This window comes from Mycobacterium rhizamassiliense, from assembly GCF_900157375.1.
Taxonomy (GTDB): domain Bacteria; phylum Actinomycetota; class Actinomycetes; order Mycobacteriales; family Mycobacteriaceae; genus Mycobacterium; species Mycobacterium rhizamassiliense.
This window is the reverse complement of sequence record NZ_LT721901.1, coordinates 4,338,357-4,364,852: the sequence shown is the minus strand read 5'-3', so window position 1 is coordinate 4,364,852 and position 26,496 is coordinate 4,338,357. Positions and strand designations below refer to the sequence as shown.

24 protein-coding genes and 1 pseudogene are annotated in these 26,496 nt (G+C 66.6%); 16 read left to right on the top strand and 9 right to left on the bottom strand.

Annotated elements, in window-relative coordinates; all coding sequences use genetic code 11:
- The first annotated feature begins 178 nt into the window (after positions 1-178).
- Complete coding sequence (locus MRAB57_RS21065) at positions 179-1,345, top strand: hypothetical protein (protein WP_077089064.1); 1,167 nt, start codon at positions 179-181, stop codon at positions 1,343-1,345.
- Positions 1,346-1,367: 22 nt separating this feature from the next.
- Positions 1,368-1,955 carry a hypothetical protein gene (locus tag MRAB57_RS21060; protein ID WP_245836112.1) on the top strand — a complete coding sequence of 196 codons (588 nt, stop codon included), beginning with the start codon at positions 1,368-1,370 and terminating at the stop codon, positions 1,953-1,955.
- Positions 1,956-1,974: 19 nt separating this feature from the next.
- Here MRAB57_RS21060 and arc read toward each other — a convergent pair whose 3' ends face one another.
- Positions 1,975-3,804, bottom strand: coding sequence for a proteasome ATPase (gene arc, locus MRAB57_RS21055; protein ID WP_077089062.1), 1,830 nt, complete (start codon positions 3,802-3,804; stop codon positions 1,975-1,977).
- A 313-nt stretch (positions 3,805-4,117) separates the two neighbouring features.
- On the opposite strand from arc, the gene lppK reads away from it, so the two are divergent.
- Positions 4,118-4,744, top strand: coding sequence for a lipoprotein LppK (gene lppK / locus MRAB57_RS21050; protein ID WP_245835970.1), 627 nt, complete (start codon positions 4,118-4,120; stop codon positions 4,742-4,744).
- Positions 4,704-4,997 carry a DUF503 domain-containing protein gene (locus MRAB57_RS21045; RefSeq protein WP_077089061.1) on the top strand — a complete coding sequence of 98 codons (294 nt, stop codon included), beginning with the start codon at positions 4,704-4,706 and terminating at the stop codon, positions 4,995-4,997. Before lppK ends, MRAB57_RS21045 begins: the two co-directional genes overlap by 41 nt.
- 7 nt (positions 4,998-5,004) lie before the next feature.
- Here MRAB57_RS21045 and trmI read toward each other — a convergent pair whose 3' ends face one another.
- Complete coding sequence (trmI, locus tag MRAB57_RS21040; RefSeq protein ID WP_077089060.1) at positions 5,005-5,847, bottom strand: tRNA (adenine(58)-N(1))-methyltransferase TrmI; 843 nt, start codon at positions 5,845-5,847, stop codon at positions 5,005-5,007.
- 73 nt (positions 5,848-5,920) lie between these two features.
- On the opposite strand from trmI, the gene MRAB57_RS21035 reads away from it, so the two are divergent.
- Together MRAB57_RS21035 and MRAB57_RS21030 are read left to right on the top strand one after the other, a co-directional pair.
- Entirely contained in the window at positions 5,921-6,787 is an 867-nt protein-coding gene (locus MRAB57_RS21035) for a RecB family exonuclease (protein ID WP_077089059.1), read from the top strand.
- The gene (locus tag MRAB57_RS21030; protein ID WP_077089058.1) at positions 6,784-7,578 is read left to right on the top strand and encodes a thioesterase family protein; all 795 of its coding nucleotides are present in this window, start codon (positions 6,784-6,786) and stop codon (positions 7,576-7,578) included. Before MRAB57_RS21035 ends, MRAB57_RS21030 begins: the two co-directional genes overlap by 4 nt.
- A gap of 9 nt (positions 7,579-7,587) precedes the next feature.
- On the opposite strand, the gene MRAB57_RS21025 is transcribed toward MRAB57_RS21030, so the two are convergent.
- The 5 genes from MRAB57_RS21025 to MRAB57_RS21005 all read right to left on the bottom strand — a co-directional run bounded on the left by MRAB57_RS21025 (position 7,588) and on the right by MRAB57_RS21005 (position 11,467).
- Positions 7,588-8,958 (bottom strand): FAD-containing oxidoreductase, encoded by a 1,371-nt coding sequence (locus MRAB57_RS21025; protein ID WP_077089057.1) that lies wholly within the window; start codon positions 8,956-8,958, stop codon positions 7,588-7,590.
- Complete coding sequence (locus tag MRAB57_RS21020) at positions 8,955-9,482, bottom strand: DUF4126 domain-containing protein (RefSeq protein ID WP_077089056.1); 528 nt, start codon at positions 9,480-9,482, stop codon at positions 8,955-8,957. Before MRAB57_RS21020 ends, MRAB57_RS21025 begins: the two co-directional genes overlap by 4 nt.
- A 111-nt stretch (positions 9,483-9,593) precedes the next feature.
- Positions 9,594-10,451, bottom strand: a complete 858-nt coding sequence (gene hisG / locus MRAB57_RS21015) for an ATP phosphoribosyltransferase (RefSeq protein ID WP_077089055.1) — start codon at positions 10,449-10,451, stop codon at positions 9,594-9,596.
- Positions 10,452-10,453: 2 nt separating this feature from the next.
- Positions 10,454-10,735 (bottom strand): phosphoribosyl-ATP diphosphatase, encoded by a 282-nt coding sequence (locus tag MRAB57_RS21010; protein WP_046183102.1) that lies wholly within the window; start codon positions 10,733-10,735, stop codon positions 10,454-10,456.
- A gap of 129 nt (positions 10,736-10,864) precedes the next feature.
- On the bottom strand, positions 10,865-11,467 hold the full coding sequence (locus MRAB57_RS21005) for a TetR family transcriptional regulator (protein ID WP_077089054.1): 603 nt from the start codon (positions 11,465-11,467) through the stop codon (positions 10,865-10,867).
- A gap of 306 nt (positions 11,468-11,773) precedes the next feature.
- On the opposite strand from MRAB57_RS21005, the gene MRAB57_RS21000 reads away from it, so the two are divergent.
- The 10 genes and pseudogenes from MRAB57_RS21000 (at position 11,774) to MRAB57_RS20955 (ending at position 22,305) form a co-directional block, all read left to right on the top strand.
- Positions 11,774-12,613 (top strand): MlaE family ABC transporter permease, encoded by an 840-nt coding sequence (locus MRAB57_RS21000; RefSeq protein ID WP_077089053.1) that lies wholly within the window; start codon positions 11,774-11,776, stop codon positions 12,611-12,613.
- 1 nt (position 12,614) lies between these two features.
- Complete coding sequence (locus tag MRAB57_RS20995) at positions 12,615-13,478, top strand: ABC transporter permease (RefSeq protein ID WP_077089052.1); 864 nt, start codon at positions 12,615-12,617, stop codon at positions 13,476-13,478.
- Between the two features lie 10 nt (positions 13,479-13,488).
- On the top strand, positions 13,489-15,069 hold the full coding sequence (locus MRAB57_RS20990) for an MlaD family protein (protein WP_077089051.1): 1,581 nt from the start codon (positions 13,489-13,491) through the stop codon (positions 15,067-15,069).
- 7 nt (positions 15,070-15,076) lie between these two features.
- Positions 15,077-16,132, top strand: a complete 1,056-nt coding sequence (locus MRAB57_RS20985) for an MCE family protein (RefSeq protein ID WP_077090740.1) — start codon at positions 15,077-15,079, stop codon at positions 16,130-16,132.
- Complete coding sequence (locus MRAB57_RS20980) at positions 16,125-17,171, top strand: MCE family protein (protein ID WP_077089050.1); 1,047 nt, start codon at positions 16,125-16,127, stop codon at positions 17,169-17,171. The genes MRAB57_RS20985 and MRAB57_RS20980 overlap by 8 nt, the downstream gene beginning before the upstream one ends.
- Entirely contained in the window at positions 17,162-18,286 is a 1,125-nt protein-coding gene (locus tag MRAB57_RS20975) for an MCE family protein (RefSeq protein WP_425436824.1), read from the top strand. The genes MRAB57_RS20980 and MRAB57_RS20975 overlap by 10 nt, the downstream gene beginning before the upstream one ends.
- Positions 18,283-19,501, top strand: a pseudogene (locus MRAB57_RS20970) (MCE family protein). Before MRAB57_RS20975 ends, MRAB57_RS20970 begins: the two are co-directional and overlap by 4 nt.
- Positions 19,498-20,748, top strand: coding sequence for an MlaD family protein (locus tag MRAB57_RS20965; protein ID WP_077089048.1), 1,251 nt, complete (start codon positions 19,498-19,500; stop codon positions 20,746-20,748). Before MRAB57_RS20970 ends, MRAB57_RS20965 begins: the two are co-directional and overlap by 4 nt.
- A 22-nt stretch (positions 20,749-20,770) precedes the next feature.
- Complete coding sequence (locus MRAB57_RS20960; RefSeq protein WP_077089047.1) at positions 20,771-21,529, top strand: hypothetical protein; 759 nt, start codon at positions 20,771-20,773, stop codon at positions 21,527-21,529.
- Between the two features lie 8 nt (positions 21,530-21,537).
- Positions 21,538-22,305 carry a mannan-binding family protein gene (locus tag MRAB57_RS20955; RefSeq protein ID WP_077090739.1) on the top strand — a complete coding sequence of 256 codons (768 nt, stop codon included), beginning with the start codon at positions 21,538-21,540 and terminating at the stop codon, positions 22,303-22,305.
- 16 nt (positions 22,306-22,321) lie between these two features.
- Here the strand turns inward: MRAB57_RS20955 and MRAB57_RS20950 are convergent, their stop codons facing one another.
- Both MRAB57_RS20950 and metH read right to left on the bottom strand, forming a co-directional pair.
- Positions 22,322-22,588 carry a hypothetical protein gene (locus MRAB57_RS20950; RefSeq protein WP_077089046.1) on the bottom strand — a complete coding sequence of 89 codons (267 nt, stop codon included), beginning with the start codon at positions 22,586-22,588 and terminating at the stop codon, positions 22,322-22,324.
- A gap of 4 nt (positions 22,589-22,592) precedes the next feature.
- Positions 22,593-26,351 carry a methionine synthase gene (gene metH / locus MRAB57_RS20945; RefSeq protein ID WP_077089045.1) on the bottom strand — a complete coding sequence of 1,253 codons (3,759 nt, stop codon included), beginning with the start codon at positions 26,349-26,351 and terminating at the stop codon, positions 22,593-22,595.
- Between the last annotated feature and the right edge of the window lie 145 nt (positions 26,352-26,496).

Sequence of the window (26,496 nt, the reverse complement as noted above, 5' to 3'; positions counted from 1 at the left end):
CGCGGAGAGAAGCGGCGCCGGGAACGGCGCGCAGTCCACATCGGCAATCAGCCGTCAGCGCACGCGGATTCGTGGCGTGCGGCACCCGGGCGGTCGAAATGGGTTCTGCATCAACGACTGCGGGGGCGATGTCCGAACGGCCAGCGTAGGACGGGTTGCCGCATTAGGGTGACCCGTTGTGGAGCTGTCTGTTCGCCGCACGGCGGGCCGCCCGAAATCGGCGACCGTCGCGGCCGAAAGCTGGTTCTTGGAGCGCGGCTTGCCCTCGGTGCTGACCCCGCGGGGCCGGTGGCGACGGCTGTGGCCGCGGTCGTCGCCCATGCTGGCCGCGTGGGCGGCCGTCGAGGCCTGCCTGCTGGGCGTCTTCTTCGTCAGCGACGGCAACGAGGTCTTCATCGACGGGACGCCCACGACGCGCCAGTGGGTGCTCCTGGCGTTGCTCGCGGCCGCCCTGCCGCTGGCCGTCCTGTTCGGCTGGCTGGTTTCACGCGTCTCCAGCGGGCGCACCCGCGCGGCGATCGCCTCGGCGGCGCTGGCCTTCGCGGTCGCGTGTGGGGTCATCGAGAGCGGCCCGATCCAACTGACGCGCGACGCCGTGATCTTGGGCCTGGTGCTGCTGCTGACCGGTTCCGGTGTCGGCGCGGTGCTGGCGTGGGCGGTGCGCATGACGTTCGAGCACCTGGCGACGGTCGGCACACTCGCGATCCGGGCGCTGCCGATCGTGTTGCTGACCGCGTTGGTGTTCTTCAACACCTACGTGTGGCTGATGGCCGCCACCATCAACGGGCAGCGGCTCTCGCTGGCGATCGTTTTCCTGGCGGGTATCGCCGCGGCGTTCGTCGTGTCCAAGACCGCGGAACGGGTTCGGCCGCTGCTGCGCTCGACGGCGTCGCTGCCCGAAGGCGGCGAGGGCCTGGCCGGGACCCCCTTCGCCACGATGGCCGACCCGTCGCCCGGCTCGGTGCTGAAGAAGGCCGAACGCCTGAACGTGATCTTCCTGCTGGCCGCCTCGCAGCTGGTCGAGATCCTGGTGGTGGCCCTCGTCGGCGCCACGATGTATCTCGTTCTGGGCCTGATCATCCTGACGCCGTCGCTACTCAAAGAATGGACACACACGTCGGTCAGCACCGCGACGGTGCTGGGATGGACGCTGCCCGTACCGGATTCGCTGATCCACATATGCCTCTTCCTGGGCGCGCTGACGTTCATGTACATCAGCGCCCGGGCGGTCGACGACGCCGAGTACCGGGGCATGTTCCTCGACCCGCTGATCGCCGACCTGCACGTCGCCCTGGCTGCGCGCAACCGCTACCGCGGCGCCATCACACCAACGGAAAGCGAGTGACCCAGTGGCCGACCTGTCCGGAATGCGTTACGGCGAAGTCCTTCTCGTGGAGATCACCGAATCCGGCCCGCGGGCCACGGTTTACAACAGCTTTCCGCTCAACGACTGTCCCGCCGAGCTGTGGTCGGCGCTGGACGCGCAGGCCATCGCCGCCGAAAACGGCGCCGCCGCAGCGTTACTCAACGGCCCGCGGTACTGGCTGATGAACACCATCGAGAAGGAAGCCCCCCTGCAGCAGGAGACCAGGACGTTCGGCGGGATCGAGATGCTCAAGCAGGCCACCGTCGAGCTGACGTCGATGAACCCTGCGCCTTATCTTGCCAACGAGGTCAGCCGCAACACGGTGTTCGTCTTCAACGCCGGCGAGGAGATCTACGAACTCGTCGACCCGCAAGGGCGGCGCTGGGTCATGCAGACCTTCAGCCAGGTCGCCGACCCCACGCTGTCGCGATCGGAGCTGCCCGGCCTCGCCGGTCGCCTCGAGCTACCCGAGGGCTGGACGTATGCGCCGCGGGTGCTCACCGAGACCCTGCGTCTGGACACGACGACCCGGCCCGCGCAAGTGCTACAGGACAACCTGACCAACAGCTACTCACTCGAATTCGACTGAGCGCCAAGGGCATTCAGCCCTACAGGTACTGGCCCAGGTTCGATTCGGTGTCGATGGCCCGCGACGCGCTCGACGACTTGCCGGTGACCAGGGTGCGGATGTAGACGATCCGCTCGCCCTTCTTGCCCGAGATCCGCGCCCAGTCATCGGGGTTGGTGGTGTTGGGCAGGTCCTCGTTCTCAGCGAACTCGTCGACGATCGAGTCGAGCAGATGCTGGATACGCAGCCCGGGTTGACCGGTCTCCAGCACCGACTTGATCGCGTTCTTCTTCGCCCGGTCGACGACGTTCTGGATCATCGCCCCGGAGTTGAAGTCCTTGAAGTACATGACTTCCTTGTCACCGTTGGCGTAGGTGACCTCCAGGAACCGGTTGTCGTCGATCTCGGCGTACATCCGCTCGACAACCTTTTCGATCATCGCCGCGATGCAGGCACCTCGGTCGCCGTCGAACTCGGCCAGGTCGTCGGTGTGTATCGGCAGCGTCGTGACGAGGTACTTCGAGAAGATGTCTTGTGCCGCTTCGGCATCCGGACGCTCGATCTTGATCTTCACGTCCAGGCGGCCGGGCCGCAGGATCGCGGGATCGATCATGTCCTCGCGGTTGGAGGCGCCGATCACGATGACGTTCTCCAGCCCCTCCACACCGTCGATCTCACTCAGCAACTGTGGGACCACCGTGGTCTCGACGTCCGAGGAGACGCCGGTGCCGCGGGTGCGGAAGATCGAGTCCATCTCGTCGAAGAACACGATCACCGGTGTTCCTTCCGACGCCTTCTCGCGGGCGCGCTGGAAGATCAGCCGGATGTGCCGCTCGGTCTCGCCGACGAACTTGTTGAGCAGCTCGGGGCCCTTGATGTTCAGGAAGTACGACTTGGCCTCGCGGGCGTCGTCGCCGCGCACCTCGGCCATCTTCTTGGCCAGCGAGTTGGCGACGGCCTTGGCGATCAACGTCTTACCGCAACCGGGCGGGCCGTAAAGCAGCACGCCTTTCGGCGGGCGCAGCGCGTACTCGCGGTAGAGCTCCTTGTGCAGGAACGGCAGCTCGACGGCGTCGCGGATCTGCTCGATCTGGCGGGTCAGACCACCGATGTCGAGGTAGCTGACGTCCGGGACCTCTTCCAGCACCAGGTCTTCGACCTCGGCCTTGGGGATGCGCTCGAAGGCGTAGCCCGCCTTGGTGTCGACCAGCAGAGAATCGCCAGGCCGCAGTTTCCGCGGCCTGGTGTCATCGTTGAGCGCGTCGGGGTGGCCCTCCGGCAGATCCTCGGACACCAGGGGGTCGGCCAGCCAGACGATGCGCTCCTCGTCGGCATGGCCGACGACGAGTGCGCGGTGACCGTCGTTGAGGACCTCCCGCAAAGTCGAAATCTCGCCGACGGATTCGAACGTGCCGGCCTCGACGACGGTGAGCGCCTCGTTGAGGCGGACGGTCTGGCCCTTCCGTAACGAGGGCACCTCGATGTTGGGCGAGCACGTCAATCGCATCTTGCGACCCGAGGTGAACACGTCGACCGTTTCGTCCTCGTGAGTGGCGAGCAGCACACCGTAACCGCTCGGCGGTTGACCCAGCCGGTCGACTTCTTCGCGAAGGGCCAAAAGTTGTTGGCGCGCCTCTTTAAGAGTTTCCATTAATTTGGAGTTGCGGGACGCCAGCGAGTCGATGCGGGCCTCGAGCTGATGGACATCGCGCGCGGTGCGCGTGCCGGCGTGCGCCCCGCCCGCATGCTCGAGTTGCTCGCGCAACGCAGCGGCCTCTCGGCGCAGCTGTTCCAGTTCCGCGGCATCGCCGCTGGACAGGCCCGTTTCAGAATTGATGCCGAATGCTTCAGAACGCTCTGACTCACTCATGTTGCGCTCCTTTCCCGCCCCGAAGGAATGCGGTAGATAACTCAACGCTACCGGCGATTGGCCGTTCTTGCGTGAACTCAAAAGCCATCGAAAGTCGCGTCTTTGCTCCCGCTGGTAACCTCGGCGTCGATTTGAGACCACCGGAAGGACACCCCGTGACCGCAAAAAGCCTCGCCACAGGCGTAGCAGCAGTTGCGGTCATCAACACCATGTTTCCGGATGTGACTTCCATTGCACCCGTTGGCCCCCCGGCCGCTAGAAATCACTGCGAGGCGGAAGCACAGATCGCCGGGCCGGCCGGCTGACCGAGCGGATGCGCCGACACCTGTCCGCAGCACTGACCGCCGCCACCGCCGTGACGGCCGTCGGCCTCGCGGGATGCTCGCACAGCCAACCCCGCGTGCCGGCGTCAGCTACTTCGTCCGCGGTCCCACCGGCGTCGAGCCCGATCGTCGTCACGGCTCCCCCGACGGCTCCGCTCCCGGTTCCCCAGGCGCTGACCGACATCCTTACCCGCCTTGCCGATCCGAACATTCCCGGCACCAACAAGGTGAGCCTGGTCGAGGGCGCCACCCCGGAGAGCGCGGCAACCCTGGACAAGTTCACGAGCGCGCTGCGCGACAACGGCTACCTGCCCATGACCTTCGCGGCGGACAACATCGCGTGGTCGGACAAGAACCCGTCCAACGTGATGGCCACCATCCGCGTCGGCACCGCCGAACCGAACAATCGCGCGTTCACGTTCCCCATGGAGTTCACGCCGTACCAAGGGGGTTGGCAGCTCTCCCGCCGGACCGCGGAAATGCTGCTGGCGCTGGGTAACTCGACGGCGCCGACGACGCCGCCGGCTCCGCCACCACCCTCCCGAGCCCCCACCGACGGAAGCACCGCCGCCCTAGATGTGGATCGGCTGGCTGGAATGCGACGTCCTGCTGGGTGACGTGCGATCGCTGAAAGAGAAGCGCTCGGTGATCCGCCCCGTCGTCGCCGAACTACGGCGCAAGTTCAGCGTGTCGGCCGCCGAGACCGGCGCGCAGGATCTGTATCGGCGCGCGGGCATCGGCGTGGCCGTCGTGTCCGGCGATCGCGGCCACGCCGTCGAAGTGCTCGACGCCGCCGAGCGCTTGGTCGCGGCGCATCCGGAATTCGAACTGCTGTCGGTGCGGCGCTCGCTGATTCGCAGCGACGACTAGCCGGCCGCTACCCGTCCCGGCCCGGGCGCTTGCGGCCCAGCGGCATCGGGGCGACCACACCGTGCGCCAGCCGTCGCGTCGCCACCAGGAACGCGGTGTGCCCGCGCATCGAGTGCTGCGGTCGGACCGCCAGACCGACGACGTTCCAACCGCGCTGCATGGTCTCCCACGACCGCGGCTCGGTCCAGCACTGCTGCGCCCGCAGGGCCTCCACCGCCTTCGACAGCTGGGTGACGGTGGCGACGTAGATCATCAGCACGCCGCCCGGCGTGATCAACCGCCCGACCGCCTCCAACACCTCCCACGGGGCGAGCATGTCCAGCACGACGCGGTCGAAGGAGCCGTCCGGCAGATCGGAATCCGCCACGTCGCCGACGATCAGCTCCCAGTTGTCGGGCGCCTCGCCGAAAAAGACCGACACGTTGCGCCGGGCGTGCACGGCGTGATCGTCGCGCTGCTCGTAGGACACGACCTTGCCCTGCGGCCCCACGGCACGCAGCAGCGAGCACGTCAGCGCGCCGGATCCCGCGCCCGCCTCGAGCACCCGCGCGCCCGGGAAGATGTCACCCTCGTGCACGATCTGCGCGGCGTCCTTGGGGTAGATCACCTGCGGCCCGCGCGGCATCGACATGATGTAGTCGACCAGCAGCGGGCGCAGCACCAGGAACGGCGAGCCGCTGCTGGACTTGATCACGCTGCCCTCGTCGATGCCGATCACGTCGTCGTGGGAGACCGCGCCGCGATGCGTGTGGAACTCGGCGCCGGGGGTCAGCTCGAACGTGTAATGGCGGCCCTTGGCGTCGGTGAACTGGACACGTTCGCCAACGGTGAAGGGGCCGGTGAGAGACACGCCGTCTAGCGTGCCAGCCGACTCGCCGTGGCGGGTGTTAGGGGTTGTCGGCACCCGGTCCTAGGCTGCGAGAATGACCGATCAGCCACGGGAACGCGCACGGCCTGCGCTGTCTCCATCGCGGGCTGCGGACTTCAAGCAGTGCCCGTTGCTCTACCGCTTCCGGGCCATCGATCGGCTGCCCGAGCCACCGTCGACCGCGCAGCTGCGCGGATCGGTCGTGCACGCCGCGCTGGAGCGGCTTTACGGCCTGCCCGCCGCGTCGCGCGGGCCCGAGATGGCCACCTCGCTGGTGGAGCCGGCGTGGGAACAGGTGATCGCCGCGGAGCCCGACCTGGCCGCGGAGTTCGACACCGAGGTGCGGGCCCAACTGCTCGACGAGGCCCGCGCGCTGCTCGCCGGCTACTACCGACTGGAAGACCCCACCCGGTTCGACCCGGAGTGCTGCGAACAACGCGTGGAAGTCGAGCTGGCCGACGGCACCCTATTGCGCGGATTCATCGACCGCATCGACGTCGCCGCGACCGGCGAGCTGCGGGTGGTCGACTACAAGACCGGCAAGGCCCCGCCGGCCGCCCGCGCGCAGGCCGAGTTCAAGGCGATGTTCCAGATGAAGTTCTACGCGGTGGCGCTACTGCGGTCCCGCGGCGTGCTGCCCACCCGGCTACGGCTCATCTATCTGGCCGACGGCCAGGTACTGGACTACTCGCCCGACGAGGAGGAGCTGCTGCGCTTCGAGCGGACGCTGATGGCAATCTGGCGCGCCATCCAATCCGCCGGTGCGACAGGCGATTTCCGGCCTCACGTGTCGCGGCTCTGCGACTGGTGCCCGCACCAGAGCCTGTGCCCCAGCTTCGGCGGGACACCCCCGCCCTACCCCGGATGGCCGGATCATCCACGGGCAGAGGCTGTTTCGCATCCGACCGAACCGGCCGCGTGATCGGCTGCTTCTATCGCCGCCTCCCCGCCGAAGGTGAGCTTCAGGCCTTCGAGCCGACGGACGACACGCGCAGCAACTGGAGCCCCGAGCTTCAGCACGGCTCACCGCCGCTGGCGCTGCTGACGAAGCTGATCGAGGAGCAGTCGGCCGGGTCCGAACTGCGGATCGGCCGGCTCAGCCTGGACATCCTGGGCGCGATTCCGGTGCGGCCCATGCGCACCCGCACCTGGATCGAGCGGCCGGGATCGCGGGTCTGCATGCAGGTCGCCGAGCTGATCGCCGATCGCAAGGGCGGCTCACCCCGGCCGGTCGCCCGGGTGACGGCCTGGCTCATGGGCGCCAGCGACACCACCGACGTGGCCTCGGACCGATATCCCCCACTCGCGGAGGGTCAGCGGGTACCGCTGGGGCCGCCATTCTCGGATGCCAGCGGATATTTCGACGCGATCGACTGGCGCCAGCAGCACACGGAGCCCGGAGCCGCCGCGGTGTCCTGGTTCAGCCCGCTCGCCCACGTCGTCGATGCCGAACCCGCCACGCCGCTGCAGCGCCTCGCCAGTATCGTCGACTGCGCCAATGGCGTTGGCAGAGCGCTTGATCCGGACCGGTTCATCTTCATGAACACCGACACGGTCGTGCACCTGCATCGGCTCCCGGAGGGCAACGATTTCGCACTGCGGGCTCGCGCGTCGATCGGGCCCGACGGTGTCGGAGTAACGAACGCGGAGGTCTTCGACCGCACCGGGTTCATCGGGACGTCGGCGCAGACGATCCTGGTCCAGCGACGCTGACAGGGTCGCCTAGTCGAGCGGCGACATCTCCTGCAGCATGGTGGGAATCAATTCGCTGACGGTGGGATGAATGTGCATCGTGCGCGACAGCGTGGTGTACGGCGCCTTGGCCGACATGACGTCCAGGATGCAATGGATCGCCTCGTCACCGCCGACCCCAAGGATCGCGGCCCCCAGGATCTCGTGGGTGTCGGCATCGACCACGACTTGCATGAAGCCCTGGGTCTCACCCTTTTCCACCGCCCGGCCCACCTTGGTCATCGGCCGCTTGCCGACCAGCGCCTTGCGGCCGGCCTTGCGGACCTCGCCGACGGTCATGCCGGCCCGCCCCAGCGGCGGATCGATGTAGAGGGCATAGGTGGGAATGCGGTCGCTGACCCGGCGCGGATCGTCATCGAGCAGGTTGGCGGCGACGATCTCGAAGTCGTTGTAGGAGGTGTGGGTGAACGCGCCCTTGCCGTTGCAGTCGCCCATCGCCCAGATGTGGTCCACGTTGGTCTTGAGCTGGTCGTCGACCACGATGTAGCCGCGCCCGTCGGTCTGCACACCGGCCGCGTCGAGACCCAGGTCGTCGGTGTTGGGCTGCCGCCCCACCGCCAGCAGCAGCCGGTCGCCCCGGATCGGTTCGGCGCCGGCGGCTGGCGTCAGGTCGAATCCTTTGTCGCTCTTGCTGATTCGGACATCGTCGGCGCCAACGACGATGGCGATCCCCTCGGCCTCCAGGATCTCCCTGATCGCCGCGGAGACATCCTCGTCTTCGCGGGGCGCAAGCCGCGGGCCCCTTTCCACCACGGTCACCTCGGCACCGAAGCGGCGGAACATCTGGGCGAACTCCAGCGCGATGTAGCTGCCGCCGACGATGACCAGATGGTGTGGCAGGGTGTCGATTTCGAGGACGGACACGTTGGTGAGGTAATCGACGTCGGACAGCCCCGGGATGTCGGGCACGACGGCACGGCCGCCGACGTTGAGGAAGATCCGATCGGCCTGCAGCACATCGTCACCGACCCGCAGGGTGTGCGGATCGGTGAAACTGGCGTGGCCGCGAAAGACGGTGCAACCGTCCATGCCGTCGAGCCAGTCCTCGACGCCCTTGCGGTCGGCGAGCATGATGCCGTCTTTGCGCGCCTTGATCTTGGCCATGTCCACGGTGATCGAGCCGGTGGCGACGCCGTATTCGCTGCCGCGACGGGCCACGTGCGCGGCGTGCGCGCTGGCCACCAGCGTCTTGGTCGGGATGCAGCCGTTGTTGACGCAGGTGCCGCCGATCAGTTTGCGCTCGACTACCGCGACGCGTTGCCCCGCCGCCGTCAACCGCCCGGCAAGCGGCGGCCCGGCCTGACCGGCACCCACGATGATCGCATCGAAATGCGTTGTCACTTAACGGCCGACGCCACAAAATCAGCCAGCACGTTGTGGGTGACCGCCAGGATGGCGAAAGCACCCAGAATCGCGACCGCGTCCTCCAGCAGCGCGATCGGCAGGTCCTGCCCACCGCGGGCGGCCACCAGCCGCTTGCGGATCTGATACCCGCCCAGCGTGCCGAGCACCGCGCCGACCACCCCGGCGCCAAGCGCGCTAAAGGTCCAGTGCGGCCCGGCGCCGATCACCGCGCCGGCGAAGCCGCCCATCACCAGCCGCGCGCCGAACGACGGCGGCGCCGTGCGCGGCGGCGTCTTGGGCAGTTTGTCGGTGACGAGTTCGGCGATCGCGAGAACCGTCAGGATTATTACCGTGGCTACGTTCGCCACCCACGACGCCCAGGTTTGGCTGACGCCAAGCGGTCCGAAGTCGAGCCAGCCCAGGAAGGCCGCCCAGGCAACCACGGCGGGGGCCGTCAGCGATCGCAGACCGGCGACCACACCAATGAGTAAAGCCAACAGCACAATTAGCGCGTGTGTCATGAAACCCTCCTGGGGACCATCGGCCCGGTTAGCGAAAGAGGGACAGCCCTCCCATCACACGAGCAGTCACCCTAGGGCGGACGCTAACACAGCCGTGCCATCAACACACGATCAGAATCGACAAAATCTGATGTCAGAAGCCAGGATTGCCTTCGCCCCGACGGCGGCGAGTTCGTCCATCACCTCGTTGACCCCGCGGCGCGGCACCAGGGCGCGGATCGCGACCCAGTCCGGGTCGGCCAAGGGGGCGATGGTCGGTGACTCCAGCCCCGGCGTGATGGCCGTGGCCTTGTCCAGCACCGTGCGCGGGCAGTCGTAGTCGAGCATCAGGTACTGCTGCCCGAACACCACGCCCTGGATCCGCGCCACCAACTGATCGCGTGCCGCCTGCGCCGCGCCGTCGCTGCCCGGATCCGAACGCTCGATCAGCACCGCTTCGGAATCACACAGCGGATCGTCAAACGCCTCGAGGTCGTGCAGGCTCAGCGTGCGTCCCGAACCGACCACGTCGGCGATGGCGTCGGCCACCCCCAGCTGAATCGAGATCTCCACCGCACCGTCAAGCCTGATGACGGTGGCCTCAATTCCCCTGCCCGCCAAATCTTTTCGAACCAGATTCGGGTAGGCCGTGGCGATCCGCTTGCCCGCGAGGTCGCTGATTTTCCAGCCATTCCCGACGGGGCCGGCATACCGGAAGCTGGACGAGCCGAAGCCCAGCGCCAGGCGTTCGCGCACCGGCGCATCCGAGTCGAGCACCAAATCGCGCCCGGTGATGCCGAAATCGAGCTGGCCCGAACCGACATAGATGGCAATGTCCTTGGGGCGCAAGAAGAAGAACTCGACCTGGTTGGCGCGGTCGATGACGGTGAGGTCCTTGGAATCGGTGCGTCGCCGATAACCGGCCTCGGAAAGAATCTCGGTGGCCGGCTCGCTCAGCGTGCCCTTGTTGGGAACCGCAACCCGCAACATGCTCACAGCTTTCGGTAGACGTCGTCGAGGGACAGCCCGCGCGCGATCATCAGCACCTGCGTCCAGTACAGCAACTGGCTGATCTCCTCGGCCAGCGCCTCGTCGGGTTCGTGCTCGGCGGCCAGCCATACCTCGCCGGCCTCCTCGAGGATCTTCTTGCCCAGCCCGTGGACCCCGCCGTCGAGTGCGGCGACGGTGGCACTGCCCGCCGGTCGGGTGCGGGCGCGTTCGCCGAGTTCGGCGAACAGATCCTCAAAGGTCTTCACGGCCAGCGATTGTTTCATGCTGTGGCGGCCGAAGTCACGGCGGTTTCCGCCGGTCGCGGCGCTTACCGGCAAAGGCTGTCGGGCGCGGCCGGGCGGGCCGGCCGGTCGGCACGGTGGAACACCTTGCCCCACAGTGGGTTTCGCGTGTCAGCGGAAGCCGGCGAGCGTCGTGCACAGCGCCTCTTCCAGTTGGACATGGAATGGCCGGTCCGCATCCTCATCCGAGGTCAGCCAGCAGTCGATGACGAATTTCGCCGTGGCGAGGCTGGTGTGCACCAATAGCGCGGGCCGGATGTCCGCCGCGGCATCGACGCCCATGCGGGAAGCCACCTGCTCGATGAATTCGCGATGTTCGGTTTCGCTGACCAGGACCGATTGACTCAACAGGTGGGGCGCGGTGGCCACGGCCTGACGCCAGGTATCCAGCGTCTGGACCTCGGTGACCTCCTGGGCGCGGGCGACGAACAGCTGGATCAAGGCCTCGACTGGCGACTCGTCCGGCGGTCTCGCGCTGTAGGACTCGACGATTTCGGCGCTGGCCTGCCGAACCGGACCGATCAGCAGCCCCTCTTTCGTGGGCGCGTATCGGAAATAAGTACTGATGGATATCCCGGCGGCAGCGGCGATGTCCTCGGTCGTTACCGCCTCGAAGCCGCGTTCGGCGAAAAGCCGCTGGGCGGTTTCCTGGATCTGCGAAACTAGCTCAGCACGACGTCGGTCCCGCAACGAACCGGTGTTTGCTGAGGGCATGCCTTCACCTTCGTCAATTCGACATTTCAGCTCAGCAGGTGCTGTACAGCGACCAACTCAGGTGAGTGACTCTACACTATTGAAAGTCCCTATCAAACAGGCTAATGTGACCTAGCACACGCCAATGAGCTGCGAGGTCACGGAAGCTGAAGATACTATCTTTAGGAAAATAAGCCGAATCGAGATCTCGACCCCTCCTGCTCGGCGATCTGGATGTAGTGGCGGGGGACGCGTCGATGAGGACGGTAGCTGGCTCGTGATGACTGGTGGCGTGGGTTTGCTAGACAGACGACTAATAGCCGCGCGATGACGACTCAAGAAGACGGCATCGCCGCGATTCAGGACTGGTCCGCCGGGTACGTCAGGCGCCACCCGATCGCGTCGCTGACCACGGTCGGCGAGCAATTCGTTCTCGGCGTTCGCACCATTCAATATTTCTTCATCGACCTGTTCACCGGCCGATTCCAATGGCAGGAGTTCGTCCGCCAGGGCGCGTTCATGGCGGGCACCGCGGTGCTGCCGACAATCCTGGTGTCGCTGCCGATCAGCGTCACCCTGTCCATTCAGTTCGCGCTGCTCGCCGGCCAGGTGGGCGCCACCTCACTGGCCGGCGCGGCCAGCGGGCTCGCGGTCATTCGGCAGGGCGCTTCTTTGGTGGCGGCCGTCCTGATGGCGTCGGCCGTCGGGTCGGCGATCACCGCGGACCTGGGTTCGCGAACCATGCGCGAAGAGACCGACGCGATGGAGGTGATGGGGGTCTCGGTGATTCGTCGCCTGGTCGTCCCCCGCCTGGCCGCGGCGGTGATGATCGGCGTGGCCCTCACCGGAGTCGTGTGCTTTGTCGGCTTTTTCGCCAGCTACATGTTCAACGTGTACTTCCAGAACGGCGCGCCGGGCAGCTTCGTGTCGACGTTCGCGTCGTTCGCCACGACCGGGGACATGATCCTGGCCCTGCTGAAGGCGATCGTGTTCGGCGCCATCGTGGCCATCGTCGCGAGCCAGAAGGGCCTGTCCACCAAGGGCGGCCCGACGGGGGTCGCGAACTCGGTGAACGCTGCGGTCGTCGAGGCGATCCTGCTGCTAATGATCGTCAACGTCGTCATCAGCCAGCTCTACATCATGCTGTCGCCCAGAACGGGCCTATGACATGGCGGCGTCGACCTATCTCCCGCTCGCGCCGCTGTCGAATCGCGTGGTGTTGCTCTACCGCAGGGGCACCGTGCCGGTCATCCGGCTCGGCCACCTGCTGGTGTTCTTCATCCGGGCGCTGGCCGCGGTGCCGCTCGCGCTGCGCCAGTACCGCGGCGAGTTTCTGCGGCTGCTGTCGAACATCACCTGGGGCAACGGCTCGATCGTCGTCGGCGGCGGCACCGCCGGTGTGGCCGTCGTCCTCGGCATGACCGTCGGCGCGCTGGTGGGCATCGAGGGCTACAACTTCCTGGAGCTGCTCGGCCTGGGCCCCGCGACCGGTTTCGTCTCGTCGTTGGTCAACACCCGCGAGCTGGCGCCGCTGATGGCGTCGCTGTCGTTCGCCATGCAGGCCGGCTGCCGCTTCACCGCCCAGCTGGGCTCGATGCGCATCGCCGAGGAGATCGACGCCCTGGAATCCATTGCGATCCGGCCGATCCCGTACCTGGTGACCACCCGGCTGATCGCCTCGGTGGCGGCGATCGTGCCGCTGTACGCCGCATGCCTGGCGATCGGCTACCTGACCACGCAGCTGGTGGTCGGGATCAGCAGCGGCGGCTCGACCGGCTCGTATCTGCACTACTTCACATTGATGCTGGCCGGCCAGGACATCCTCTACTCGTTGATCAAGGCGGTGATCTTCGTGTGGATCGCGTCGACGATCCAGTGCTACTACGGGTACTACGCGACCGGCGGCCCCGAGGGCGTCGGCGTGGCCGCCGGGCACGGCATGCGGGCCAGCATCACCGTGGTGATCATCGTGAACATGTTGCTCACCATGGCGTTGTGGGGCGTCGACGCCGGAGCAAGGTTCGGTGGCTAGGTGGTGACACATGCCGAATTCCCTTGAGCTGGACGGGCGTGGCCCATCGGACCGGCAGTTGCTCGCCACCGGAGTGGCGGTCATCGCCGTCGCGGCCCTGCTCACCGTCGCGATGTTGGCCAAGTCCACCGGCAGGCTCAACGACTACGTCCGGGTGGTCGCCGATCTGATCAACGTCGGCGACGGGCTGCCGCAGAAGTCGGACGTCAAGTACCACGGCGTGCTGGTCGGGATGGTCGATGACGTGATTCCGGCGGCCAACGGAAACCCCAACTATGTGCACATCGACCTTAAACCCGAATTCGCCCAGTCGATTCCGACCGCGGTGACCGCCCGGGTGGTGCCCAGCAACGTCTTCGCCGTGTCGTCGGTTCAGCTGGTCGGCAACGGCCCCGGTGCGGCGATCCGGCAGGGCGCCCACATTCCCGAAGACACCCGGCTGCCGACCGTGCTGTTCCAGACCACCGTCAGCAAGCTGCGCGACCTGCTGGCCGCCGCCGGCCGCGGCCGCGACGACAGATCGGTGGGAATTCTGGCCGCGCTGGGCGCCGCCACCGATCACCGCCGCGTCCCACTGCTGAATGCCGGGGCACAATTGAATCGCCTTCTCGACCAACTCAATTCGATTGTGAGCACCGACACCGGACCGTCGACGGTGTCCGCGCTCGTCGATGCCGCACGCGGACTGCAGCAGAGCGCACCCGATCTTCTCGACGCCCTGCATCAGGCGGTCGAACCGATGCAGACGTTCGCCGAGACGCGTGGGCAATTGGTTTCGCTGCTGTCCGGGGCCGACTACACGCTCGGCACGACGCGCCAGTCGTTCGACAACCACATCGACCAGCTGATCAGGATCACCTCCGACTTCACACCGGTGCTGGGCATCTTGGCGATGAAGTCCAACAACTTCGTGCCCGCGGTCACCAAGCTGGACAACCTGGCCAACAAGTTCATGGAGCAGGTCTGGGTGCCCGGACGCGACGTCGGCAACATGCGCGCGATGCTCACCTTCACGCCCTCGTCGACCTACACCCGCGCGGACTGTCCGCATTACGGAGAGCTGAAGGGGCCCAGCTGCTTTACCGCCCCGCTCATCCCGGTCCGACCGGACCTGCCGGAGGTGCTGCTGCCGCAGAACTATCATCCGCCCAAGGATCTGGCGCCGCCGCCGGGAACCGTCATCGGGCCCGACGGAAACCTCGTCGCGGTCGGGCCACCGCTGATCAACGGCCCGCCCAATCTGACCGATCCCAATCCCCCACTGGCACCCGGGATCATGCCGTCGCCGCCGGTGCCGGGTAGCGCCAACCCCGACAACCCGACTCCCGGTGCGCCCGCGACTCCCGAGCCGAACGCGCCGTGGGTCGCGCCGGTGGCGCCCAAGGCCCCGTGGATACCGCAGTCGTCGTACCGGGGCACCTTCGGCGGAAACGTGGGGCCCGTCGGCAGCCAGTACGAACGAAACATGTTGAGCGTGATCACCGGTGAGCCCGCCACGCCCGCGACCGAGCTGCTGCTGGGGCCGGTGGCCCGCGGCACCACGGTCTCGTTGGCCGGAGCAGCGAAACCCCCACCCGGAGGGCACAACTGACATGCAGATGAAATTTCGTGCCCCTCTGATCGGCCTCACCCTGTTCATGGTCGTCGCGTTGACGCTCACCTGGCTGGTGTACGTGAGCCTGCGCCGCGACGTCGAGGGCACCACGGCCGGCTATTCGGCGGTGTTCACCGACGTCTATGGGCTCCGCGAGGGCGACGACGTCCGGATGGCCGGCGTGCGGGTGGGCCGGGTCGAAAAGGTGGACCTCGACGGGAAACTCGCGAAGGCCTCCTTCGTGCTGCAGACCGATCAGCACCTCTACGGAAACACCGTCGCGTCGGTGACCTACCAGAACATCGTCGGGCAGCGTTACCTCGGACTGTCCCTGGGCAAGGAGGGCAGCCAAACCCTGCTGCCGCCCGGCAGCGTCATCCCGCTGGAACGCACCGAACCGTCCTTCGACGTCACCGCGTTGCTGAATGGCTACGAACCGCTGTTCAGCCTGCTGAACCCGCACGACGCCGACAACCTGACCAAGGGCATCATCGCGTCGCTGCAGGGTGATACGGCGTCGCTGACCACGCTGATCGGCCAGACGTCCACGCTCACCGAGACATTCGCCGGACGCGACCAGGCCCTGGGCGATGTGATCACCAACCTCAACAAGGTGGTCGGCAACCTCGCCGCGCAGAACGACAATTTCGACGGCGTCATCACCCAGACCCGCGAGGTCGTCGCGCAGCTCGACGCGCGGCGGCCGGAGCTGGTCTCCTCGGTGGGGTCGCTGTCCCGGGTGATGGGCCGGCTGTCGACCTCGGCCCACGACGTGTATCCATCGCTTCGCGAGTTCGTCGACCGCAAGCCCGGTGTGGCCCGGCACCTGATGGACGTCGAACCACAGGTCGCGTTCTTCGGTGACAACATCCCGCTGCTGTTGAAAGGGCTCGCGCGGGTGGGCAATCAGGGCGCCTACGGCAACGCCTATGTCTGCGACGTGAACTTCATGGGATTCTTCCCCGGCCTCAACGACGTCGTGCCGATCATCGTCGCCGCCGCCACGCCCGGAAACAAGACGTGGCACACCCCGAGATGCAGGAGCACCGCCGATGGCTGATCCGTCCGTATGGGAGCGGATCAAGAAGCGTCCGCTGGAAAGCTACAACATGACGTGGCTCGGGTTCATCGGCGTCGTCGTGGTTGCGGTGGTGATCGGGGCCCTGCTGACGGTGCATGCGCTCGGCGCCGGATACCGGCACTACACCGCGGAATTCCTGCAGGCGGCCTCGCTGCGGCCCGGTAACCCGATCGTGGTCGCGGGCATTCCCGTCGGCGAGGTGACGAGCATGAAACTCGACGGCGATCACGTCGAGGCGGGACTGAAGATCCGCGACGACATCGCGCTCGGCAAGGACTCCCGGGCGAAGATCAGGGTCACCACCATCCTGGGTTCGCGTTATCTCTCGCTGGAGCCCAGCGGCTCGGGCTCGCTGCCCCACAACACCTTTGACCTGCCGCATACCGAGGTGCCCTACGACCTGCAGGCCGCACTACAGGATGCCACCACGACTTTCGAGCAGGTCGATTCCGACCGGTTCGCCCAGTCGCTGTCGGTGCTCGGCAAGCAACTCGAGGGCCTACCCGCGGTGATTCCGCAGGCCATCACGAACATTCACTCGCTGTCGTCGATCATCGCGGTGCGCCGCGACCAACTGGGGCAGCTGCTGCGCAGCACCGAACAGGTGACCAACACCCTGCGGCGCCAGCAGGCCGGCATCGGCAACTTGATCAACCAGGGCCAGGACCTGCTGGGCCAATTCGTCGCGCGGCGAGCCGTTTTCCACGCCATGATGCAGTCGCTGACGGGCCTGGTCGACACCATGAACCAGCTCGTGGTCAACGATCGGTCCGGCCTGGACTCGCTGATCGCCGACATGCGTGACTTCACCGGCCTGATGGCTCAGCACGACGACCTGCTGGGCAGCATGCTGCAGATCAGCCCGATCTTCTTCCGGGAAGCGGCCAACCTCACCGGTGAGGGCAACGCGGTGAACTTCAACGCGAACAACGTGCCGCTGGTCGACTCGTGGATGTGCGCGATCAGCGGGCGCGCCAAGCAGTTCGGCATGATCGAGTACTTCAAGGACTGCAAGTGACGGCGGCGCTGCGGTCCAAGGTGGTAGCCATCGTCGCCGCCGCGGTAGTGCTGGCGGCGGCCGTCGGCGTCGGCTGGTGGTACCTCGGCTCCGGCGAGGACACGATCAGCGTGACGGCCCAATTCGACAGCGCCTCTGGACTTTACGAGGGCAACGTGGTCGCGGTGCTGGGCATGCCGGTGGGCAAGATCACCAAGATCAACGCCAAGGGCCCCTATGTCGAAGTCGTATTCACCGTCGACCGCCGGGTGAAGGTTCCCGCTAACGCGCAGGCCGTCACGGTGTCCACCTCGATCCTCACCGACCGGCAGATCGAGCTCACCCCGGCCTACCACGGCGGTCCGGTCCTGGAGAATCACGACACCATCGGGCTGACCCGCACCAAAACTCCGGTCGAATTCAGCCGCGTGCTCAGCGTTCTCGACAAGGTCACCAAATCGCTGGAGGGCGACGGCCACGGCGGCGGACCGATCGCCGACGTGATCAACAACGGCAGCAAGGTCGTCGACGGCAGGGGCGCGGATATCAAATCGTCGCTCGACGAGCTGTCCAGGGCGCTGCGCCTGTCCAGCGACGGCGGCGCGCAGACGCGCGAGCAGATCACCACGATCGTCAAGAACATCAGCGCGCTGTTCGACGCGACGGCCGCCAACGACGGCAAGCTGCGCGAATTCGCCTCCACCATCCACCAAGTCAGCCAGATCATGGCCGACGAGGACATCGGGAGCGGCAACACCGGGAAGCGGTTCGATCAGCTGGTCCAGCGGGCCGGCGACCTGCTCGACGAAAACCGCGACACGATCAAGCAGGCACTGGTCAACGGCAACGGCACGGTGCAGACGGTGACCGAGCACAAGCGCGATCTCGCCGAAATGCTCGATGTGGCACCGATGCTGGCCGACAACGCCTACAACATGATCGACCGGGCCAACGGCGCCGTGCGGGCCCGCTTCCTCACCGACCGCCTGCTTTTCGACAGCCAGTACACCAAAGAGATCTGCAACCTGATGGGCCTCCGCCAACTCGGCTGCAGCACCGGGACGATCCAGGATTTCGGCCCGGACTTCGGGTTGACCTATGTGCTCGACGGCATGGCTGCGATGGGCCAGAAATGATCACCGTCCGCGTCAAAAGCTCGCTGGCCATACTGGCCGCGGTGTTGATCACCGCGGGGTGCGGCACGAATGGCCTTGCCAGCCTTCCGCTTCCGGCGCCCGGGCTCGGTTCGGGCGGATACACGCTGACCGCGGTGTTCTCCAACGCGCTGAACCTCCCGATGAACGCGAAGGTCAAGCTCGCCGGTGCCGACGTCGGGCAGGTCGAATCGATGACCGCCCGCAACTACACCGCGGTGACGACGCTGCGCATCCGCAACGGCGTGCTGCTGCCACGGGGCAGCACCGCCGAATTGCGCACCGCCACACCGCTCGGCGACGTCTTCGTGGCGCTCAAGCCGCCGGCCGATGATCCAGCGGACATGCCGATGCTGCGTAACGGCGACACCATCAGCCTGGAGTCGACGGCCGCCGCCTCGACCGTCGAATCGGTGCTGAGTTCGGCTGCGATCCTGGTCAACGGGGGGGCGGTGCGCAATTTCACCAACATCATCAATGGCTTCGGCAAGGCGACCGGCGATCAGGGCCAGGCCTTCGGAAACATGATCCGCAAGTCCAACCAGCTGGTCGGGACCCTCGACGCGAGGTCCGGCCAGATCTCCGACGCGATGACCCAATTGTCCCGTCTTTCAAACCAACTCGATGCGAAAGACCGCGCTATCTCCGACCTGATGGCGGCCGCCAGGCCCGCCACCTCGGCGCTGGCCGATAACACCACTGAACTCACCAATCTGGCCGTGCAGGCGGGCGACACCTCCCGGTTGCTGGCCAGGTTCCCGTCGATCGGCGGCACCGACACCAGCGGCCGCAGCATCATCCGCGACCTCAACACGATCGCCGGGGCCGCCAATGACGTGGCGGTGAGCCCGGACACCAGTTTCTACTCGATAAACCGGTTGATTCCCCCACTCGTCAAATCAACGTCAGGAAGCGCGATTTCGGTGCACGTGGGCGTGGACAAGCTGATCCTCGGATCGCTTCCCGACATCGGATACCCCGGCGACATCGGGCTGCACGGGCCGCACCACTACAACATCAACCTGCTCGTAGGTTCGCTGAAGTACACCCTGTGGCGGCTGCAGGAGCGGGTGGTCGGCCGGGGCCCGAACTCGCCGCAGGTGCCCGTCATTCCGGACCCGAACGTGCCGGGGCAAATCGACGTCACCGCCCCCCGGTCCCCCGCCGGGTCCGCTGTCACCGGGGTCGCAGCCATGATCGCCGCGGTCGCGAACTTCGTGGTGCGAGTGGTCCGCGCCGGCCACCGCCAGCAGGTGTGGCTGTCGGTCGCCGGGCTGGTGCTCACGCTGGTGGTGGCGAGCGCGTACCTGCTCGTCGGAGCGCTGCGGGTGACACCGTTCGCGTCCTCCTATCGGGTCACCGTGCAGTTGCCGGAATCCGGTGGCCTGCTACCGAATCAGGACGTCGCGCTGCGCGGCGTGCGCATCGGGCGCGTCGAGTCCCTGCAGATCACCGACGCAGGCGTCAACGCCGTCGCGAGCATCACCTCGAAGGCGAAGATCCCGTCGAACAGCGTCGTGCACGTGTCGGCGCTGTCGCCGGCCGGCGAGCAATACATCAACTTCGAGGCCGAATCCGACGCCGGGCCTTATCTGCACGACGGCAGCCTGATCGGCCTGGACCGCACCACGGTCCCGGTCAGCCTGGCGCGGTTGCTCGGTGACGCCGACGGCTTACTGGCACAGGTCGATCCGCACAAGATCGAGCTGATCAAGAAGGAACTGAGCATGAGTAAGGAGGGCCCGGTGAAGCTGGCCGCCATCGTCGACGGCGGCACCTTCCTGCTGTCCACGCTCGACTCGGTGCTGCCGCAGACCACCAGCATCATCAAGAACAGCCGCGTCGTACTCACGCTGGCCGGCGACAAGAACGCCGGCCTGGCGGCCACCGCCACCGAACTGCAGCACACGCTGTCCGGCGTCGCCCGGATGCAAAGCGGCTACCGGCGATTGATCGAACGGACGCCGCGGGCCCTGTCGGCCGTCGATAACCTGTTCTCCGACAACTCCGACACGATGGTGCAGTTGCTGGGCAGCATGGCCACCATGTCGCAGCTTCTGTATCTGCGGGTGCCGGCCCTCAACGCGCTGTTCCCCGACTACCGGGGCTCGGTGCTGGACGCGGTGACGAGCGCGTTCCACGACAACGGCGTGTGGGCGATCGCCGACCTCTACCCGCGCTACGTGTGCGACTACGGGACCCCGGCACACCCGCCGTCGTCGGCCGACTATTACGAGCCGTTCATGTACACCTACTGCCGCGACGACGACCCCGCCGTCTCGATCCGGGGGGCCAAGAACGCGCCGCGGCCGGGCGGCGACGACACCGCCGGCCCGCCACCTGGAGCGGACCTGGGCCGCAGGACCGACCCGACACCGAAGGGCCGCTTCACTATTCCGACTCCCTACGGTGGTCCGGCCCTGCCGATAGAACCGCCGCACTAGAAGCCGACACGGCAAAAAGGAGATGATGGTGGTCGCGACAGTCAAAAAGGACCCGAAGGTGCAAGACGAAACATCCGAAGACACGCCCGTCGACGAGGCTCAAGACGAGGCCGGCGACGTGGCCGAGGACGACACCGACACAGCGGACGCCGAGGAAATCGACGCCACCGCCGACGCCGAAGACGACGCAGACGTAGACGACGCAGACGCAGACGCCGAAGACGAAGACGACGAGGGCACCGGCCTGCTCAGGCGCAAGCGCCCCAAGGAGGCGCGCAGCAAGCGGCGCTGGCGGCAATACCTGCAGCGGCAGTATCTGCGGCGCGCCATCCTGCCGGTGCTACTGGTTGCCTCACTGTCGGTTTCCGGCTTCCTCGGCTGGATGCAATGGCAGGACCACCAGGTCAAGGTCGCCGGCCAACAGGCCCAGCAAGCGGCCATCGCCTACGCGCAGGTGCTGACGAGCATCGACTCGAACAAGGTCGACGAGAACTTCCGCGCGGTACTCGACGGCGCGACCGGCGAGTTCAAGGACATGTACACCCAGTCCAGCGTGCAGCTGCGCCAGCTGCTGATCGACAACAAGGCGAGCGCGCACGGCGTCGTCGTGGACTCGGCCGTTCAGTCGGCATCCACGAACAAGGTTGTGGTGCTGGTCTTTATCGACCAGACCGTCGCGAACTCGACGGCACCCGACCCGCGCATCGACCGCAGCCGGATCAAGATGACGATGGAGAAGGTCGACGGCCGCTGGCGGGCCAGCAAGGTCCAGCTGCTGTGATGCCCGCTATGACGAGAATGCTCATCGCGACGCTCGTATTGGCCGGCACCGCAACGGTTCCCAACGCCGGAAACGCGCACGCGTCGGCACCGTCGTTCTGCGGTGAGCTCGGCGGCAACTGGGACGGCCAGTACTGCCACACCTCGGTGACCTCCGAACGCAATGCCGTGCGGGACATCAAGGTCGCCGTCCCCGACGACCTCGTCGACAACCCCACCACGGGGCCGGCAATCCGCGACTACCTGCGCACCCTGGTCAACAACTGGAAGACCGCCAACGCGCACATGGCCGCGGACAGCTACGGCGAGGAGAACTTCGAAGTATTCCGGCACGCCAACCTGCTCAGCGCGGTGTTCCACGAGGACTACCACGCCGACGGGCCCCAGCCGAACAACGCCTACCGCACCTTCACCTTCGACATGGCGGCGGGCAGGCGGGTGCAGCTCGCCGACCTGACGACGTCGAACCCGCTGACCGCGATCCCACCGCTGGCCGCGCCGTTCATCGATACGGCGCTCAATCAGGCTCCGCCGCCCCATGATCCGGGCACCTACCCGTTCATCCTCGACCGTTGGACCCCCGACAAGGTCTACTCCGGCGCGTACAAGGCGTGGGCGCTGACGCCCGATGAGTTGATCATCTACATGCCCGACTATCCGGTGGGCCACGACGAGCCGATCAACTTCTCCCCCGGCCTGCCGCAGTGGTATATGGACGGCGGCACCGTCCAGGCTCACATCCCGCTGTCGGCCCTGGGTTCGGTGCTGCGCGTCTAGCCCCGAAACCCTTGTTTCAGTTGGCCTTTCGACGACGCATATCGATCGATATCACGTCGGCGACGTGCTCGCTCTGCATCGCGGGACCCTCATCCGCGGTGGACGCGCGGCCCCGGCGGGCCGAGAAACGAACGCTTGCCGCCAGATTCTGGTAGTCCCAAGCCAAGTCGCTGACCTCGCGCCTGGTGCGACCCAGAGCGGTGCACAGCGCCCCGACGATGCGCCGCAGATGCAACACCGTGGCATTGACGGCTTCGGCGGCGATATCGGCGATGCGGTGCACGGGCTCAGTCCTCCGGGTTGTAACCGAGGTTGGGGCCGAGCCAGCGCTCGGCTTCCTGCAGGGTCCAGCCCTTCCGCTTGGCGTAGTCGGCGACCTGGTCCTGGGCCATCCGGCCGACCACGAAATACTGCGACTGCGGGTGCGAGAAGTACCAGCCGCTGACGGCGGCGCCGGGCCACATCGCCATCGAGTCGGTCAGCTCAATGCCGGTGCGCTCGGTCACGTTCATCAACTCGAACAGCGTCGCCTTCTCGGTGTGCTCCGGGCAGGCCGGGTAGCCGGGGGCGGGCCGGATTCCGACGTACTTCTCACCGATGAGCGCCTCGTTGTCCAACGCCTCGTCCGGCTGGAATCCCCAGAACTCCTTGCGGACTCGTTGGTGCATCCGTTCGGCGAACGCCTCTGCCAGCCGGTCCGCGATCGACTCCAGCAGGATCGCGCTGTAGTCGTCGAGGGCTTCCTTGAACTCCATGATCTTGTCCTGGCTGCCGAGCCCTGAGGTAACGGCGAAGGCGCCGACGTAGTCGGCCAGGCCGGTTTCTTTGGGGGCGATGAAGTCGCCCAGCGACCGGTTCGGGATGCCGTCGCGGTGCTCGCCCTGCTGGCGCAGGTTGCGCAGCGTGGTCAGCACCTCGGTGCGGCTCTCGTCCGTGTAGACCTCGATGTCGTCGCCGACCGCGTTCGCCGGGAAGAAGCCGATCACCCCGTTGGCCGTCAGCCACTTCTCCTCGATCGCGGTGTCGAGCATCTCCTGGGCGTCGTCGTAGAGCTTGCGAGCGGCCTCGCCCGAGGCCGGGTTGTTGAGGATGTCGGGGAAGCGACCCTTCATCTCCCAGGCGTTGAAGAACGGCTGCCAGTCGATGTACTCCCGCAACTCGGCGAGGTCATAGGCGAGGAACTCCCGCACTCCCACCCCGATTTCGGGCACCGGCGGCGTGTAGGCGTCCCACTCGATCGGCGTCCGGTTGGCGCGGGCCTTCTCCAGCGTCAGCATCGGCCGTTCGTTCTTCTGCGCGTGCCGTTCGCGCAGGGATGCGTAGTCCGCGGCGGTGGCCTCCAGCAGGCCCGGACGTTGCTTGTCGTCCAGGAGTGCCGCAGCCACCGGCACCGAGCGGGACGCATCCTTGACCCACACCACCGGACCGCTGCGACGCGGCGCAACCTTGACCGCCGTGTGGGCGCGCGAGGTGGTCGCGCCACCGATCAGCAGCGGGATCTCCAGCCCCTTGCGTTCCATCTCGGCGGCGAAGTTGACCATCTCGTCCAGCGACGGGGTGATCAGGCCGGACAACCCGATGATGTCGGCGTCGTATTCCTCGGCCGCGGCCAGGATCTTCTCGGCGGGCACCATCACCCCGAGGTCGATCACTTCGAAGTTGTTGCACTGCAAGACAACTCCGACGATGTTCTTGCCGATGTCGTGGACGTCGCCCTTGACCGTCGCCATGATGATCGTGCCGTTGGTGTCCTTGCCGGCAGCGGCGCCGGAATCCGCCTTCTCCTTCTCGATGAACGGCAGCAGGTAAGCCACCGCCTTCTTCATCACCCGGGCCGACTTCACCACCTGGGGCAGGAACATCTTGCCCGAGCCGAAGAGGTCACCGACGACATTCATGCCGTCCATCAGCGGGCCCTCGATCACCTCGATCGGGCGGCCACCGGCGGCGGCGATCTCGGCGCGCAACTCCTCGGTGTCGTCGTCGACGTGGGCGTCGATGCCCTTGACCAGGGCGTGCGTGATCCGCTCGCGGACCGGGAGGCTGCGCCATTCGGCCGCGACCGGGGCTTTACCTTCCGAGGCCTGGTCCTTGCTGGCGAACCGCTCGGCGATCTCCAGGAGCCGCTCGGCCGCATCCTCGCGACGGTTCAGCACGACGTCCTCGATGCGCTCCCGCAGCTCGGGGTCGATCGAGTCGTATGGCACCAGCGCACCGGCGTTCACGATGCCCATGTCCAGGCCGGCCTTGATGGCGTGAAACAGGAACACCGCGTGGATCGCCTCGCGCACCGGGTTATTGCCGCGGAACGAGAACGACACGTTCGAGATACCGCCGGAGATGTGCACCCCGGGCAGGTTCTCCTTGATCCAGGCGCAGGCCTCGATGAAGTCGATCCCGTAAGTCGCGTGCTCCTCGATACCGGTCGCCAGCGCGAAGCAGTTCGGGTCGAAGATGATGTCCTCGGCCGGGAAGCCGACCTCTTCGGTCAGGATCCGGTAGGCGCGCCCGCAGATCTCCTTGCGGCGCTCGAGGTTGTCGGCCTGCCCCTGCTCGTCGAAGGCCATCACGACGACGGCGGCGCCGTACTTGCGGCACAGCCGCGCCTCGCGGATGAACTTCTCCTCGCCCTCCTTCATGGAGATCGAGTTGACGATCGGCTTGCCCTGCACGTTCTTCAGGCCCGCCTCGATGACCTCCCACTTGGAGGAGTCGATCATCACCGGGACGCGGCTGATGTCCGGCTCGGCCGCGATCAGCTTGGTGAACCGGTCCATCGCGGCGACGCCGTCGATCATGCCCTCGTCCATGTTGATGTCGATGACCTGCGCACCGACCTCGACCTGCTGCAGGGCCACCGATAGCGCGGTGTCGTAGTCCTCGGCCTTGATCAGGTTACGGAACCGGGCCGAGCCGGTGATGTTGGTGCGCTCGCCGATGTTCACGAACAGGGAATCGTCGGTGATGTTGAGCGGCTCCAGGCCCGATAGCCGGGTGGCCATGTCGATCTCCGGCAGCGCGCGGGGCGCCTTGCCCTCGACGACCTTCGCGATCTCGGCGATGTGCGGTGGCGCCGTCCCGCAGCAACCACCGACGAGGTTGACCAGGCCGGCGTCGGCGAAGTCGGCGATGTAGGAGGCCTGAGCCTCCGGGGTCTCGTCGTACTCGCCAAAAGCGTTGGGCAGGCCGGCATTTGGATAGCAGGAGACGAAGGTGTCCGCGATCCGCGACACCTCGGCGATGTAGGGCCGCATCTCCGGCGCCCCCAGGGCGCAGTTGAGGCCGACCGCGATCGGCTTCGCGTGCCTGATCGCGTTCCAGAACGCCTCGGTGACCTGACCCGACAACGTCCGCCCGGAGGCGTCGGTGATGGTGCCCGAGATGATCAGCGGCCAGCGGCGTCCGCGCTCCTCGAACAGCGTCTCGACGGCGAAGACCGCCGCCTTGGCGTTCAGCGAGTCGAAGATCGTCTCGATGATGAGCAGGTCGGCACCGCCGTCGACCAGACCGTTGGCGGCTTCGAGGTATGCAGCGACCAGCTGGTCGTAGGAGACGTTGCGGGCGCCGGGGTCGTTGACGTCCGGCGAGATCGACGCGGTCCGTGTCGTCGGCCCGATGGCGCCGGCCACGTAGCGGGGCTGCTCCGGGGTGCTGAATTCGTCGGCGGCCTTGCGGGCCAGGGCGGCGCCGGCGTAGTTCAACTCGTAGCTCAGGTCGACCATGTCGTAGTCGGAGAGCGAGACCGCGTTCGCGTTGAACGTGTTGGTCTCGAGGATGTCGGCGCCCGCCTCGAGGTACTCGCGGTGAATGCCCTCGATGATCTGCGGCTGCGTCAGGGTGAGTAGGTCGTTGTTGCCCTGCAGGGCGGTCGGCCATTCGGTGAACCGGTCGCCGCGGTAGCCCGCCTCGTCCGGCCGGTCCCGCTGGATCGCCGTGCCCATGGCGCCGTCGATCACCATGATCCGCTGGCGCAGCGCGGCGCTCAGTTCGTCGCTGCAGTCGGGGCGGATATTGGGCTCAAAGGCGCTCACGTACGTTCCTTCCATAGCGGAAGGCGTCCTTGACTCTGCCGAGCGTGGCGGATACCGGCGGGGAACCGGAACCGTTGCAACGCCTCTCGACCAGAAAAGTCTACGTTGTCACCCGACGTATAGACGCCCTGCTAGATCGAATTTAGTTACCAAGGTTAAC